Genomic DNA, 14708 nt, shown 5'->3' with positions numbered 1-14708 from the left:
AGATCGCGCACATGGAGCAGACGCCGTACCGGCAGATCCGGGCGCTGTACGACGACGAGACGATCGCGGTCTACCAGGCGTACGCACCCGAGATCGCCGAGCCCGCCCTTGCCGCCGGCACCTTCGTCCCGCCGTTCGGCTTCAACCGGATGACCTGGATCAAGCCGTCCTTCCTCTGGATGGCATACCGCTCAGGCTGGGCGACCAAGCCCGGCCAAACCCGCGTACTCCGCATCCACCTCAAACGCGCCGGCTTCGAATGGGCCCTGGCCCACAGCTGCCTGTCCCACTACGACCCAGCCCACCACGAGTCCGAACAAGCCTGGCGCGAAACCCTCGCCACCTCCCCCGTCCGCATCCAATGGGACCCCGAACAAACCCTCACCCTCCAACCCCAACCCAAGATCCGCTCAATCCAGATCGGCCTCTCCCCCGAAGCCGTCCACCACTACGTCCACGACTGGATCACCACCATCGAAGACGCCACCCCCGCCATGCACGAAATCCACCACCTATCCCAAACGAACCCCACCCAAGCCAACACCCTCCTCCCCCAAGAACGCCCCTACCCCTTACCCCCCACCCTCACCACCCACATAGCCCCAACCCCCACCACCTAACGCCAACGCACGCCCGTTCCCCACCGGGAGAAAACGCGCAACCGGCGACGGCTGGAGAGGCGAGGTTGAAGGCATCGACCTCACCCTTACGTTCCGCCGCAGCAAACGCATCCAGACCTGACGATTCGTCAGCGTCGGTGTCCCTACTTCAGCGGCTCGGAGTCTCGGTCAACCCACCCGAGGCAGTCGGCCGCCGATCTGCGCGCTGGCGGAATGACCATTGACCAGCAACTGGTGGGACTGCACCAGCCTTAGATTCGCAGACGGCCAAAGACCACGGGTTACCTCAGCCGCCCGCCGCGACAGCAGCAGTACCAGCCGGCCGCGCCGCGGCTGCAGCACGCGGTCGAAACTGGCCATCATCCGCCGGGCGAAGGCGGCAAAGTCGACGTCCAGCCTGTCGTACTCACCCCAGGGTGGATCGGTGACGATCGAGCTCACCGAACCGGACGAGATCGACGGAAGCTCCAGGGCGTCCTCGGCGAGCACGGTGACCCGGGCGCGACGTCGGATCGCCGACGGCACCTGCAGGTACGGCGCCCCGGCGGCGAGATCGGAGTAGGTTGCCCGACCGTACGGCAGCGCCATCCGGGCCCGGACGATAGAACCACTGCCTGCAAACGGGTCCAGGAAGACGTCGTCCGGCCTAGGATCGGAGGCCATTACCAGCAGCATCGCAAGGTCGGCCCCCAGGCTGCCGGCGGCGCCGGGCTTGATACCCGTCGTCAACCGCTGGCAGAACAACATTGATTCGACGTCACGGCGACCGATCAGCCAGTACTCCACGCCGCCACCACGGGGGCTCGGCCGCGCGCCGGTGGCCTTGGCGATCGCCGACTCGAGCCGAGTCTTGGCCGGGCGGGGCAACCCGAGCAGCCTCCCGTCCACACTCACCATCGTCCGGAAGCTCGTTCGCCCCTGCCGACGCAACATCGGGGTCGAGAGCACCTGCTCGGCAAACTGTTCAGCCGCACGCTGAGCCGAGCATCGTCGAATCATGCCGAGCACACTGAAGGCGTTCTTCAGGTAGCCCAGATTGCCAATCGTCGACGGATCGGTACCAGCGTCGAAGATCAGACTGCTCCCATCGGAGCTGACCACCTTCACGCTCCGAAGATCGCGCCGCAGAGCGTCGATCACCAGCTCGCCGAGCCCCGCCCGAAACTGAGCGAAGTAACGCATCCGCCAAACGCTATCGCCAGTCCATCACCCCGTCAGGCGAATTTCCGCGGTCACCAACACACCTGCTGACACCACCCCGCAATCCGCAGGCGGCGTCACCTAGAGCCAGCGCCAGTACGACGGCGGCGCGGCTTGCGGCTGAGGTCACTAGCGACGGTTCAGAGCCCAACGTCGTACGAACGCCACGTCGCGCTCGACCTCCTCGAGTTTGTCCACCTCGGCAACCACATGTGCGACGAACTCCGCCGGCAGCCGGACCGCGTGCTCCCCCACATAGTGCGCAAGCCCATCCGGCCAATACCAAGTCCCGTCGGTGAGCTCGAGCGCTCGGTTCGCACAACCGCAGAATCGGCACATCGACACTCCACCAAACGCGCGGAACAGGAAACCGGACGGCAGATAGTCCGTCACAAGCTCCCGCTCATCCCAATCCACTCCGGATCCACAAACCCCCGCACCTCAGGCCACCCAGCGCTATCGGCCCAGCCCAGTACCCAATCAACCGCCAACCGCACCAAGGCCCGCCCAGCCGACGACGTCAACAGTCACCCCACACGTGGACAGGACGGCCTGCCAATGACCAAATTTCGATTGTTGAAAATGCGGCACAGGTTAGGATTCCGCCAATGTCGTGGATAGCTCACGCTCGAAGAGGTTGACCGCCCTGGCGTCGTCGTCGAAGTACCGTTCCCAGAATCCGTCCTCGAGCCAGTTCTGAGGACCGATCGACAGGAATCCTTCACCAGAAACCTTGGCGCCCCAGTTCGACGGCATGGAGTGATCTACCGTTTCGAACATCGCCGAGGACCACAGGCTCGGAACCGCGGACGTAAGATGCAGTCGCAGTCGCACATCCCTCCCAGGAGATGCGACAATCTCGAGCACCACATATTCTTCGCCGACTTTGATCGACGGCCTTCGCTCCTCGTGCGCACCAGTGACCGGGTTGATAATTCTCAAGCATCGGACTCGCATGATCACCTAGCCTGGTTGAACTTTGTCTTGTAGTCAATGTCGTAATTGACCCTGCCAGTGGATTCATTGTAGTAGAAATGCACTTGGAACGGACCGGACGGGCTGCGGTAGCTCTGCGTCGAATACTTGCCCCAATCCTGAATTCTGCTGCCATCTGCCGTGAGGGCTCTGATCACGGCCGGATTCTTCAATTGATCCCCGGAAATGATCAGGTCTGCCGCGTCGATCACCTCGGGCTTCAGATAACCCGCGGTTGTCGAAGTTGCGTCAGCCTCCTTGTACGCAACCTGCAGCGACAGCCCATAACGGCGCCGGCCAGGGCGGCGGTGGAGGCGTAGGCGGAGATGTGGGAGACGTCGGTGAGGGTGCCGTCGATGTCTGAGAGGCCTTGGAGGTCCGTTGTCTTGAGGGGGTTGCCGGATGAGTAGGCGTAGGGGTTGGGTGAGCCGCCCTGGTCTGGGGTGAGGAAGGTGCCGGTGGTGGGGTTGTATTCGCGTTGGCCGAGGAGGTAGTTGCCCGTGGGGAGGCGGAGGGCTCCGATGTAGCCGGGGCTCGGCGTGCCGGATGGTTGGGCCGCGCTGTTCGTTCCCGCTGTGGCGCGTGGAGCTCCGTAGGGCTCGTAAGCCTGCTGGGTGGCAGAGGTGAGGACGGATCCGGAGGGGTCGGTCGTCAGGTTGGTGGTGGTGGCGCCTGTCAGTGTGGCTATCAGGCCAGCGCCGTAGGTGTAGCGGGTGGAGGTTTTGCCGACTGTGGTCGCGAGGACTTGGGGAGACAGCGGGTCCCAAAGGTAGGAGGTGGTCTGGGTGCCTGTGGTTGAGGTGGCGCGGCGGCCGTCGCCGGTATTGGTGTAGGTGGTCTTGGTGGAGTCGGTGGTTGAGGTGAGGGGTTTGCCGGCGGCGGACCAGGTGTAGGTGGTGGTGCCGTCGGAGGTGAGGTTGCCGTCGGGGTCGTAGGTGTAGACGCGCGACTTGGGTGGGTCGAGGGGGTACGTCGCCGGGGCTGTGATGGAGGCGAGGAGTTCGCTGCCGGCGCCGTACAGGGACCAGGTGCTGCCGGTGGGGCGTTTCTCCCAGGTGCGGTTGCCGGCGCCGTCGTAGTCGTAGCGGATGTAGTTCTGGATGTCGTCGGTGCATTGGTCGACGCTGTAGCAGACGGCGGTGAGGCGGTTGAGTTGGTCGTAGGTGTGCGCCGACTTGCCGGCGACCGAGTCGTCGGTACGGATCAGGTTGTCGGCGGTGTCGTACGACGAGGTGATCGATCGGAGCGGTTTGCCACCTTGGGTCACGGCGAGCGAGGTGGTGCGGTCGCGAACGTCCAGGGATCGCGTCTCCACCAAGCCGCCCGGCCTCGTGGTGGTGACTGTGCCGCGAGACAAGTCGTAGCGGTACGACGCCAACCGCTTGCCGTCGACAGCAGCGGAAGCCAGTCGGTCGACGGAGTCCCAGGTGTAGCTCTCGCTGTGGCCGGCCGCGGTTCGCCCGATCAAGTTGCCGACGGCATCCCATCGGTAGGCGACTGATCCGCCAGGGCCGACGCTGGAGGTCAACTGGTCGAAGGCGTCGTAGCCGAAGCGGGTCGTGCCCAGCCCGTCAGTCGTCGCCGTACGGCGACCGGCCGCGTCCCAGGTGAAGCTGACAGTCGGCGTCCCGTCGGAGTAGGCGAGCTTGGTCATCGCGCCGCGCGGATCGAGTGTGAACGACGCTGACTTGCCTGAGGGCAGGGTGGTGCGGATCAGCCGTCCGGCCTTGTCGAAGCCGAAGCGCCAGGTCCGGCCGCCGTACGTCGTCGCAGTCGTCCGTCCGGCGGCGTCGTACTCGAACGTCTGAGTCCGGCCGCTGGCATCGACGCGTTTGGACAACCGGCCGGACAGGTCATAGGTGGCTGTGGCCTCCGGCAACGATGGTCTCGTGACACCAACCAGCGCGCCGGCGTCGTCGTAGCGGAAGCGCGTCGTGTTGCCGCGACCGTCGACGACAGTCGCGAGACGGCCCTGGGCGTCGTAGGTCTGCCGGGTCGTGACGTCCAACGGCCCTTGCTGCTCGAGTGGCTGATCGTCGGCCGAGTAGGTGAAGCTGCTGACGGCACCCCGCGGTGAGGTGGATTTGACGACTCGGCCCCAACCATCCACTTCATAACGCGCCACCCGCCCGGCCGCATCGGCGACGCCAACCAGATCACCATCCGCCGAGTAGGCCAGCCGGGTCGTCCGGCCCAGTGGATCTCGCGATTGCGTCAGCAGTCCACGGCTGTCGTACGCCGCTGACGATGTACGACCGGCGTACGTCGAAGCCACCACGTTGCCGCGCGAGTCGTAGGTGTACGTCGTACGGCGGCCAAGTGGGTCGACGACGGCCACGACGTCGTTCGACGCGTTGTACGTACGGCGGGTGACGTTGCCACCGGCATCGGTCGACGCGACGACCCGGCCGAGCGAGTCGTACGCATGACGAGCGCCGTGCCCGAGGTTGTCGAAGACGCGGATCAGGTTGCCCGCGGAGTCGTAGTGGAACGTGACCGTCGCCCCGGTGGGATCGGTCTGCCGGACCAGCCAATTGCGCTCGTACTCGTTGATCCACTTCCCGCCGGTGGGGTCGGTCATGGTCGACTTGCCGCGGACCCCGGCCGGCTCCCACGACCAGGTCGACTTCCCGCCCTTGGCATCCGTCTGGGCGATGACCCTGCCGTCGCCGTCGTACTCCGTCACGAAGGCAGGCTTCGCCGCATCGGCCACGGCCGACGACTTCAACCGCCCATCGGCGTACTCGTACCTCGTATGCACTCCGCCAGGCGACGTCACCCCGGTCAACCGACCGTCGGCGTACTCGTACCGCACAGTCCGCGGCTCCACGCCCGGCCCGGACAACCGTACCGACGCGATCAGCCCAAGCTCGTTGTAGTCGTACGACAGGGATCGCCGGCCGTTCGTCACGGTCGCCACGCGCCCAGCGACGCGTTCGAGTACGACGCCCTGACCGTTCCGATCGAGGATCGACACCAGGTCGCCCGCAGCGGAGAACCGCATCCGCAACTGATCGAAGCTCGTCAGCACATACTCGGACCCCGACCGCGCGAGCGTGAAACGTGCAGCGCCTGGCTCCACCACGAAGCCAGTCCCCGAGCGGGTGAACCCGATCTCCCGGCCGTCCGACGCCAGATACCGCGCTCCCCCGGCATCCAGCGCCAGCCGATCCGAGTACGACGGACGCCAGCCCGGCCCGAGCGGTCCCGGCAACTGGTCATTGGAGTTGTAGGTCCGCGTCACCGTGAGCGGCACGCCGAGCGCGCTGACCACGGCATCGGTCTCCGCGGCGACCAACGCGCCGGTCAGCGAGTTCACCGGGTCGGACTGGAGCGCGAACGGACCGAACAGACCCCGCGCTTGTTTGTCCGGCAGCACGAAGCCCGGGGCGCCGGCGTAGATCATCACGTTGCCGGCGGCCGATCCCTTGTTGTTCGTCAGCGACGTGGTCAGCAACCCCGGTGAACTGCTCAGCGAACAATCGAGCGGTACCGACACCGACCAACTCAGCGACTGCGTGTGAGCCGGCTTCGGCTTCGGGTAGTTCTCACACGGCCAGACGCTCACCTGCCAGGTCCGGACATCGGCGACCTGGATGGCGCAGATGTTCTGCGACGGTGTAAATGTCCGCGCCTTGAAGGTGAACGTCAGCCCCGTCCCGGCATGGGCGAACCCACCGTCGTTCGCGATCAGCGGCCCCTTGCTCAGCACCTCGCCGTTCGCCGTGACGCTGACGTCGCCCTGGACGCAGGTGTGCGGAACCGGAGGGAGCGCACTGGCTGCCACACCGGTCGACAGAACGAGCAGGACGGACACAAGGAGGGCGAGCACGCGCCGTACAAGGGTCATGATCGCCTCCGCTCGGTTGATGGCCTGTCACTGAGAGTCTATGGAGATCGGAGGCCGTTGAGAGCGGATGATTACAGGTTGTGGATAACGGGAAGTGACCCTGCCGTTGGGGTGAGCGTCCGGTCGCCTACGATCTGCGGAAACGCAGTGTGGGAAAACGTTCGAATGATGGTCCGCCCGCTGGCGGGTCTGCCACCAAGAGTGTGAGGGTGTGGCTCATGAACATCGGTACTCGGAAGATCGTCGTTGACGAGGCGATAGCACAGTTGCGGCTGTACGCCGAGACGAACGGCGCTGTATTGCGCTACTACGACGGTCTGCCGGGGATGACGTGCGTGGGAGGCTCCGACCCGAACCGGATCACGCTCGAGGACCTGGCCCGGACGATGGTGATCGGCTCCGACCTGCGCGCGATGGACATTCCATGGCTGCTCGAGGTCGACGCGGACAAGGAGCTCGCGGCCATCCCGGTCGACGCGCGGCTGGAGGACGCGACCGCGGGCAGCGAGCTGTTCGACGCGGCGATGGCGCTGGACGAGAAGTTCACCGGCCACCGCGGCTTCGGTCACGCCAAGAAGTCGAAGCTGCTGCACCTGAAGCGGCCGTACCTCTACCCGGTCACCGACAGCTTCATCCGGATGACCTACGGCTCGGCGTCGGCCGGTGCCGAGTTCCTCACCGCGGTGCACAACGACCTGGTCAACCCGGCCAACGTCCGCGACTTCAAGCTGCTGCAGGTCCGCCTGATCGCCGAGCCGCCCACGTCGGCCGCGCGGCTGCTCGGCGAGGTCCCCACTCTCCGCCTGCTCGACATCCTGGCCTCACTCCTGGGCGAAGCCAAATAACCGCAGGCTAAATAACTCCCAGCCGCGCCAGCGGCTCCACCAGCTCGCGCTCCTCGTAGGAGAGGTGTGAGAGCAGCGTGTCGTCCAGCAGGTCGACCGCTGCCCGCAGTCCGTCGATGTCGCCGGAGCCGTCCACCAGGGCGACCAGTGCCTTGTCCACACCCTCCAGTACGTCGTGGATGACGCGGTGCTCCTCCTGCAGCCGATCCACTACCGGCACCAGCGCCGGGTCGGCTCGCCGCAGCTGTGGGAAGAGCGACGCGTCCTCCAGCGAGTGGTGTGTGGTCACCAGCCGGCAGTACGACTCGCAGTACGTGCCAAGCGTCCAGTTGTTCTGCCGCATGGTCATGGTGTTGATGTGCGACCGCGCCTGCCCTACACCAAGCGAGCCGGCTGCGACCTGCTCGACCAGGTCGCGGATCTGCTCGAGCTCAGCCCGCAGATGGTCGTGTACGTCGATCAGGTGCTGACCGGACGACAGCTGATACGGCGTGTACGTGCGCTCCGGGTCCAACGCCGGACCGGTCGGGCGGTCTGACTCATCCAGCAGCTGTACGGCGCTACGTCGTACAGCTGGAGGTGGAGTCGGCACCACGGTGAAGCGCCCCTCCACAACCGGGGCAGCAACCGCGGGAGAGCCACCGCGCCGGCCAGCATCCACAGCCTCACGGACACCAGCTGCCACCTCAGCGAACCGGCGGATGTCGTCCGGGTTGTCAGAGCCGAGGATGTAGGTGCTCATCCCCTCGCTAAGCGTCAGCTCGGCGAGCTGCTCGATCCACAGTTCCTCCGGCCCCTGCAGGAACCCACCGCGCCCGGTGAACTGCCCAGACACGTTGTAGAGCCGCCGTACCGACGCTGGATCGCGCCCTGCCTCCACGGCCGCGTCATCGATGATCTTGTTCATCGGAGCGAGCTCGTCCGGCCCGGCGTGCCCAGCGCTCGGCAGCCACCCATCGGCCAGCCGCCCGGTGACAGCCAGCATCCGCGGCTTGTAAGCGCCCAGCCAGATCTCCACGTCGTGGGCAGGCTGCGGACCGCGCTTGGCGCCGGAGACCGTGTAGTGCTTGCCCTCCACCCGGATCCCACCGCCGGAAGGGGTCCACACCTCGCGCATGATCGCGATGGCTTCCTCAAGCGCGGTGATGCTCTGCCCTGCGGTCAGCCGAGGACCAGCGTTGGCAGCCACGGCCTCCAGGAACCCGCCGGCGCCCAGCCCCAGCTCCACGCGGCCACCACTGATCAGGTCGAGGGCGGCAACGCTGCGGGCGAGCACAACCGGGTGTCGCAGCGGCAGGTTGGCGACATTCGTCGCGACCTTCACTCGCTGGGTCTGCGCGACGACGACGGAGAGCAGCGTCCAGGCGTCCAGCAGACGCGGTTGATACGGGTGGTCCTGGAAGGTAACCAGGTCCAGACCGACCTGCTCGGTCAGCTGGGCCAGGGCGATCACCCGGCCGGGATTGTCGACCGCCGGGGTCAGAAACGTGCCGAAGACCAGCTCGTGGCCGTAGTCCATGGTTCACCTTTCGCGGTTGGCTCAACCACGAAACTACTTCGTGGAACAAATAATCTCAAGCCAAGAACATCAGCTGGACAGATCAATCAACCGGAAGGCATGGTCGAGCGGCAGTAGCGCACCGGCCGCGAAGGCATCCTCGAAGGCGTCGGAGCCGATCGCAGCTCGGGCAGCCGCTGTGGCCCGGTCCAGGTCGACAGCCTCGGCAGGGGTGAACAGGTACCCGTCGGCCGCGCGGCCGGCCGCAGCCGCACCCAGCAGCCGCGCGGCGACGGTCTTGTCCGGCACACACGCAGCAAGGCCTTCCAGCGCCCAGCACATGCCGCGGCGCGAGTCGTACTCCTCGGAGATGCGGAATGCCTCGGCGTGGAGCTCGAGAGCGGCCGCCGGGTCACCCTGGAGTTCCAGCGCGGCGCCAAGCTCCGATAGCACGATGGACAGATAAAGCACGGGCTCGTCGTGACGGCGAGCGGCGTCCACCAGGGCTCGTAGCCGCGACACCGCCTCGTCCAGTGCGCCCGTACGACGAGCTGCGAACGCCAGCACGAGCTCAGCCAGGGCCTGGGTCGAGCGATGCCCCTGCTCCGTCGCCAGACGCAGTGCGCGCTCACCGTGGGCACGGGCGGTCTCGTAGTGGCCCTGCCTGAGTTCAGTCCACCCGAGCATGCCGAGCGCCCCGGCAACCTCTGGCCAGAGCCCTAGCTCCTCAGCCAACTGCGCACCCTCGGTGTGGAGCCGCGCAGACTCGTCAAAGTCACCGACGAGCTCCGCATGCGAACCAAGCCACGAGGTCGCCTGCAGCATCCCCCACCGGTCACCAACCGAGCGGAAGATCCGAGCGCTCTCCAACGCGTCCGAATGCAACGCAGCAAGATCAGTCCGCACATGTGCATGCTTCGCACGAGCGGCCAGCACAGCTGCGACTCCCCACTGGTCACCGTCCGCCTCGAAGGACTTCAGCGACCGCTCCAGCAGCGCCTGACACGTCACCAGGTCCCCTGCATCGCTGCCAGTGAAGGCGATCCACCACTGTGCCCGAGCATCAGCCGACTCCAGCCACCGGTCCCGCTCGCGGGCTGCGTCTGGAGAGCCCTGTACGTACAAGAACCCAGCCCGCCAAGCACCAGCAACGGCCGAACCCGGCAAGACCTTCAGTGACCGCACAGCCTCAGCAATCCGCCCACGCAGGAACCAGTACCAAGCCAGCGCATCCACCAACCGCTCTGCCAGCTGCAACTCCCCAAGAGCCACAGCCCGGTCCAGCGCCGAACGCAAATTGGCCGAGTCCTCATCAAGCAGCTGCAGCCACCTGCTCTGCTCGCCGCCATAGAGATGCGGCCGAGCCGACTCCGCGAAGGACGTGTAGTACTCCAGATGCCGCTGCTGCATCGACTCCAGCTCGCCAGCGTCCCGAAGCTTCTCCATGCAGTACGCCGCCACAGACTCCAGCAGCCGGTACCGCGGCCCGTCCACCCCCTGCACCGGTACGACGAGCGACCGGTCCACCAGCCGCACCAGAACATCCAGCACGTCGACACCAGATACGGCAGACGCTGCGTCCGCAATACAACCATCAGCATGTACGGCGAGACGTCGCAGCACGGTCTGCTCGTCCGGACTGAGCAGCTCCCAACTCCAGTCGATCATCGCAAGCAGAGTCTGCTGACGCGGAGCAGCACCACGATGCCCGGTCGCCAGCAACCGGAACCGGTCGTCCAGCCGCGCAACCAGTCCACGCACCCCTAGCGCCCGTACTCGCGTCGCAGCCAGCTCCAGTGCGAGCGGGATCCCGTCCAGCCTCCGGCAGAGCACGGCCACATCCGCAGCCGTCTCCTCAGTCAGGGTGAACCCGCGCGAAGCCGCAGCCGCCCGGGCAACGAACAGCTGCACAGCACTGAACGAACCGACTGCACCATCCGACGGTGAAGGCACCTCCAGCGTCGGCACACTCCAGACAACCTCACCGGCCAGACCCAGCGGCTCGCGACTCGTGGCAAGCACCCGCAGGCCAGGTGCGGCAGCCAACAGCCGATCGGTCAGCGAAGCGACCTCCGCAACCACCTGCTCGCAGTTGTCCAACACCAACAGCCGGGACCCCAGCACAGCCGCAAGCCGCTCCACCGCAGCGTCAGCAGACCCAGCAACCTCCCGAAGATCCAGCGCCGCCTGTACGGCGTCCGTCAGCGACGACGCGACATCCAAGGCCGCAGGTGTCACCGCAGCCAGCTCAACCAGCACCACACCATCAGAGAACCGGTCTGCCACCTCTGCAGCCGCAGCCAGAGCCAGTCGGGTCTTGCCCACTCCCCCGGGACCTGTCAGCGTCACCAACCGCGCAGACGCCAGGCACGCACTGACGTCCGCCAAAGCGTCAGCACGCCCGATGAGCTCAGTGAGCTGAGCCGGAAGGTTCGTACGCCGACTGGGCAGCTCCTGCGTGAGGATCGACTGGTGCAGCGCCACCAACTCAGGACTCGGGTCCAGCCCGAGCTCTTCCGCCAGCAGCTGCCGCAGTTCCTCGTAGCTCGAAAGCGCCTCGCTCTGCCGACCACTCCGGTACAGCGCCTTCATTAGCGCCGCACGCAGAAGCTCACGCAACGGGTGCTCAGCCACGAGCGCCGCCAGCTCGCTCACTGGATAGTCACCAGCAGCGACCCGCTTCTCCAAGACACTCAGCCGCTGCTCGCTCAGCCGAGCCACAGCCGTTTCGACAAACGCGAAGTCGGCGAAGTCGGCATACGCCGGACCACGCCACAAGGCCAGTGCCTCATCCAGCTGGCCAGCCGAGACCCGGGCGGCAAAGGCCAGAGCGTCATACGAAGATTCGTCGACGGCGAGTGAGTACCCAGCTGGACCGGACGACACCAAGAGACGGCTGCCTGGTTCTGCGTCCTCCAAGGCGCGGCGTAGCTGGGACACCTTGGCGGAGAGCGTGCCGGACGGGTTGCCGGGCAGGTCGTCGCCCCAGAGGTCGTCGATCAGGCGGTCCGCCGGCACTGGGCGACCCTCGTGGACCAGTAGGTCGGCCAGCAGGGCACGCACCTTCAGTCCCTGGATCGTGACGGGTTCCCCCGCGTCCGTCCAGGCCGTCACCGGTCCCAGCACCCCGAAACGCATGGCCGCACCCTATCCCCGGCGAGCCTTACGGCCGACCGGAAAGAAACCGTAAAGGGGTTCCGGCAGAGTCTGAGGCAGACGGATGGAGGGCAGGCAGATGCGACTCGCAGTGATCATCGGCAGCACCCGCAACGGGCGCTTCGGGCCGACGGTGGCCCACTGGCTGGCAAAGCAGGCAGCCAAGCAGTTCGACGTCGACCTGGTCGACCTCGCCGCTGCGGACCTGCCGAGCACACTGCCCGACACCGACGACCCGACGCCGGCGGAGGTCGCCGTACTGGCTCCGAGGCTTGCGACGGCGGATGCGTTCGCTGTGGTGACGCCGGAGTACAACAGCAGCTTTCCGGCGCCACTGAAGACCGCACTGGATTGGTACTACGAGGAGTGGCACGCCAAGCCGGTAGCGATCGTCAGCTACGGCCGGGAGACCGGTGGACGGTATGCCGCTGCACAGCTGCGACAGGTGTTCACCGAACTCCAGGCCGTCAGCATCCGCAATACCATCGCGCTCCCCTGCTACTGGGAGCAGTTCACCGGCGACGGCGACTGGCCACGCGCCAGCGCCGGCTACGAGGCGGAAGCCAAGACCATGCTCGACCAGCTCGTCTGGTGGGCCCAAGCGCTCCGGGACGCGCGCACCAAGCGTCCTTACCAACAGTGAGAAACCAGCAGTAAGAAAGGGAACGACCATGAGGAAGCTGATCGAGACCACCTTCGTGACCCTGAACGGCGTCATCGACAACCCGCAGCGCTGGAGCCCGCCGTACTGGGACGACGAGCACGCCGCCTACTCCCAGGGGCTGATGGAGGGCGTCGAGGCGCAACTGCTCGGCCGGGCCACCTACGAGGGTTTCGCGAAGGCGTGGTCGCAGCGCAGCGGCGACCCGTTCACGGACCACTTCAACGCAATGCCCAAGTACGTCGCCTCTCGCACGCTGACCGAGACGACCTGGAACGCCACCCTGCTCGAAGGCGACGCCGCCGAGGCGGTCAAGCGGCTGAAGGAGGAGGACGGCGGCGACCTGATCAAGTACGGAACCGGCGAGTTCTCCAAGACGCTGCTGGAGCACAAGCTGGTCGACGAGTACCACTTCTGGATCTTTCCGGTGCTGGCCGACGGCGAGACGATGTTCCAGAACTCCGGCCTCGACATCACCCACCTCGAGCTGCTCGGCTCGACCACCTTCAAGTCCGGCATCATCGTCCACAAGCTGGCCCCGAAGGCCTGACACACCAGCACGATCCGCACCCAGCCGGTCACCGCATCCCGTCGGTGACCGGCTGGACGCTTGTCTGGCGCTTGTCTGGGCGTCGCCGCGGGTACCGGAGCGGCCTCGGGGCTGAACCGGACTGGAGGTCTGATGGGTACCGTCCTGACAGTCGTCATCATCGTCGTTGCCGTTCTCGCCGCGGCCGCGCTGCTCTACATGTACCAGCGCAGGCGGTCGGGGCAGTTGCAGGAGCGCTTCGGCCCGGAGTACGAGCGCACGCTCGAGGAGTCGGGCGATCGGCGCGCCACCGAACGCGACCTCCGCGCCAGGGAGCGCCGGGTGCAGAAGCTCGACATCACTCCGTTGAGCCGCGAGTCGGCCGAGCACTACCGCGCCGAGTGGAACCGGGTGCAGCAGAGCTTCGTCGACGAGCCGCCGGCCGCGGTGGCCGACGCCGACCAGCTCGTCGTACAGATGATGCGTGAAGCGGGTTATCCGGTCGACGAGTTCGACCAGCGCGTCAACGACATCTCGGTAGACCACCCGGAGGTCGCGGAGCACTACCGAGACGCACACCGGGTCGCGGTCGCCCAGACGCGCGGCGAGACCAACACCGAACAGCTTCGGCACGCCGTCACCGACTATCGCCTGCTGGTTGACGCACTACTGGCGGACAGCGCCGGCAACGGTCACCGCGGACAACCGACCGACGCCAGGGAGGAAGCATGACCACGCCGACCGACCGCCCCTTCACCGCAACGGACGACGACCGCCGGATGACCGACGCCGAACGCGCCGAAGCCGCCGACGACCGCAGCGGCTCCGACTGGAAGGCCGACGACCGTACGGACGCAGACGACAGCACCGGCTCCGACTGGTCCACCGGCGACGCCACCAGCGACACCGCAGACCGTGCCGACGCCACCAGCGACACCGCAGACCGTGCCGACGCCACCAACGATCGTGCTGACGCCGTCGACGACCGTACGGACGCCGCCGACGAGCTGCAGGACCGTGGCACCCCGGCGGATGCGATGGCAGCCGAGGACGCCCAGACCACGGCCGACGAACCGCTTGTCCCGCAAGACGCGGCCGTCGACTTCAAGACCCGCTGGGAGGTCATCCAGGGCAGCTTCGTCGACGATCCGCGCAACGCGGTGACGGAGGCGGACAAGCTGGTCGACGACGTACTCAAGCGCCTCTCGGAGAGCTTCGAACACCAGCACCAAGACCTGGAGAAGCAATGGTCCGACGGTGAGCCCGAGACCGAAGACCTGCGCACCGCCCTGCAGAAGTACCGCGCCTTCTTCCAGCGCCTACTCGCTCTGTAAGCGCCAAAACCTCAGCCCGTACAGCGCACACCGCCGTACG

General features: G+C 66.4%; 13 protein-coding genes. 6 read left to right on the top strand and 7 right to left on the bottom strand.

The annotated features are described in order from the left end of the window. The first annotated feature begins 11 nt into the window (after window positions 1-11). Window positions 12-620 (top strand): DUF4291 domain-containing protein, encoded by a 609-nt coding sequence (locus tag EV646_RS34760; RefSeq protein WP_132156340.1) that lies wholly within the window; start codon window positions 12-14, stop codon window positions 618-620. 168 nt (window positions 621-788) lie between these two features. Here EV646_RS34760 and EV646_RS34750 read toward each other — a convergent pair whose 3' ends face one another. From EV646_RS34750 to EV646_RS34730, 5 genes are all read right to left on the bottom strand, one after another. After that, on the bottom strand, window positions 789-1802 hold the full coding sequence (locus EV646_RS34750) for a TRM11 family methyltransferase (protein WP_132156338.1): 1014 nt from the start codon (window positions 1800-1802) through the stop codon (window positions 789-791). 147 nt (window positions 1803-1949) lie between these two features. Beyond that, the gene (locus EV646_RS34745) at window positions 1950-2237 is read right to left on the bottom strand and encodes a hypothetical protein (protein WP_206752058.1); all 288 of its coding nucleotides are present in this window, start codon (window positions 2235-2237) and stop codon (window positions 1950-1952) included. Between the two features lie 177 nt (window positions 2238-2414). Further along, on the bottom strand, window positions 2415-2600 hold the full coding sequence (locus EV646_RS34740) for a hypothetical protein (protein WP_132156336.1): 186 nt from the start codon (window positions 2598-2600) through the stop codon (window positions 2415-2417). A 179-nt stretch (window positions 2601-2779) separates the two neighbouring features. Next, complete coding sequence (locus EV646_RS34735; protein WP_132156334.1) at window positions 2780-3007, bottom strand: hypothetical protein; 228 nt, start codon at window positions 3005-3007, stop codon at window positions 2780-2782. Window positions 3008-3015: 8 nt separating this feature from the next. Next, on the bottom strand, window positions 3016-6645 hold the full coding sequence (locus tag EV646_RS34730) for a DUF6531 domain-containing protein (RefSeq protein ID WP_132156332.1): 3630 nt from the start codon (window positions 6643-6645) through the stop codon (window positions 3016-3018). 218 nt (window positions 6646-6863) lie between these two features. On the opposite strand from EV646_RS34730, the gene EV646_RS34725 reads away from it, so the two are divergent. Next, window positions 6864-7490, top strand: coding sequence for a DUF6308 family protein (locus EV646_RS34725; protein ID WP_132156330.1), 627 nt, complete (start codon window positions 6864-6866; stop codon window positions 7488-7490). Window positions 7491-7497: 7 nt separating this feature from the next. Here EV646_RS34725 and EV646_RS34720 read toward each other — a convergent pair whose 3' ends face one another. Together EV646_RS34720 and EV646_RS34715 are read right to left on the bottom strand one after the other, a co-directional pair. Further along, complete coding sequence (locus EV646_RS34720; RefSeq protein ID WP_132156328.1) at window positions 7498-9009, bottom strand: LLM class flavin-dependent oxidoreductase; 1512 nt, start codon at window positions 9007-9009, stop codon at window positions 7498-7500. A gap of 69 nt (window positions 9010-9078) precedes the next feature. Beyond that, window positions 9079-12126: an AfsR/SARP family transcriptional regulator gene (locus EV646_RS34715; protein ID WP_132156326.1), complete on the bottom strand. Its 3048-nt coding sequence runs from the start codon at window positions 12124-12126 to the stop codon at window positions 9079-9081. A gap of 97 nt (window positions 12127-12223) precedes the next feature. Between EV646_RS34715 and EV646_RS34710 the strand changes: the two genes are divergently transcribed. The 4 genes from EV646_RS34710 (at window position 12224) to EV646_RS34695 (ending at window position 14668) form a co-directional block, all read left to right on the top strand. After that, on the top strand, window positions 12224-12787 hold the full coding sequence (locus EV646_RS34710) for an NADPH-dependent FMN reductase (RefSeq protein ID WP_241996526.1): 564 nt from the start codon (window positions 12224-12226) through the stop codon (window positions 12785-12787). A gap of 28 nt (window positions 12788-12815) precedes the next feature. Further along, window positions 12816-13355, top strand: a complete 540-nt coding sequence (locus tag EV646_RS34705) for a dihydrofolate reductase family protein (protein WP_132156322.1) — start codon at window positions 12816-12818, stop codon at window positions 13353-13355. Between the two features lie 132 nt (window positions 13356-13487). Continuing rightward, entirely contained in the window at window positions 13488-14066 is a 579-nt protein-coding gene (locus EV646_RS34700) for a hypothetical protein (RefSeq protein ID WP_132156321.1), read from the top strand. Then, window positions 14063-14668 (top strand): hypothetical protein, encoded by a 606-nt coding sequence (locus EV646_RS34695; RefSeq protein WP_132156319.1) that lies wholly within the window; start codon window positions 14063-14065, stop codon window positions 14666-14668. The genes EV646_RS34700 and EV646_RS34695 overlap by 4 nt, the downstream gene beginning before the upstream one ends. Window positions 14669-14708: the final 40 nt, after the last annotated feature.

The sequence above is a fragment of the Kribbella antiqua genome, assembly GCF_004345665.1.
GTDB classification, from domain to species: domain Bacteria; phylum Actinomycetota; class Actinomycetes; order Propionibacteriales; family Kribbellaceae; genus Kribbella; species Kribbella antiqua.
This window is presented reverse-complemented; position numbering and strand designations above follow the sequence as displayed.

What these genes read in the sequence shown, in the direction of transcription:
- EV646_RS34730 (WP_132156332.1), bottom strand. Translation starts at nt 6,645, where the DNA reads ATGACCCTTGTACGGCGCGTGCTCGCCCTCCTTGTGTCCGTCCTGCTC.
- EV646_RS34725 (WP_132156330.1), top strand. Translation starts at nt 6,864, where the DNA reads ATGAACATCGGTACTCGGAAGATCGTCGTTGACGAGGCGATAGCACAG.
- EV646_RS34740 (WP_132156336.1), bottom strand. Translation starts at nt 2,600, where the DNA reads ATGTTCGAAACGGTAGATCACTCCATGCCGTCGAACTGGGGCGCCAAG.
- EV646_RS34695 (WP_132156319.1), top strand. Translation starts at nt 14,063, where the DNA reads ATGACCACGCCGACCGACCGCCCCTTCACCGCAACGGACGACGACCGC.
- EV646_RS34705 (WP_132156322.1), top strand. Translation starts at nt 12,816, where the DNA reads ATGAGGAAGCTGATCGAGACCACCTTCGTGACCCTGAACGGCGTCATC.
- EV646_RS34710 (WP_241996526.1), top strand. Translation starts at nt 12,224, where the DNA reads ATGCGACTCGCAGTGATCATCGGCAGCACCCGCAACGGGCGCTTCGGG.
- EV646_RS34750 (WP_132156338.1), bottom strand. Translation starts at nt 1,802, where the DNA reads ATGCGTTACTTCGCTCAGTTTCGGGCGGGGCTCGGCGAGCTGGTGATC.
- EV646_RS34715 (WP_132156326.1), bottom strand. Translation starts at nt 12,126, where the DNA reads ATGCGTTTCGGGGTGCTGGGACCGGTGACGGCCTGGACGGACGCGGGG.
- EV646_RS34720 (WP_132156328.1), bottom strand. Translation starts at nt 9,009, where the DNA reads ATGGACTACGGCCACGAGCTGGTCTTCGGCACGTTTCTGACCCCGGCG.
- EV646_RS34760 (WP_132156340.1), top strand. Translation starts at nt 12, where the DNA reads ATGGAGCAGACGCCGTACCGGCAGATCCGGGCGCTGTACGACGACGAG.
- EV646_RS34700 (WP_132156321.1), top strand. Translation starts at nt 13,488, where the DNA reads ATGGGTACCGTCCTGACAGTCGTCATCATCGTCGTTGCCGTTCTCGCC.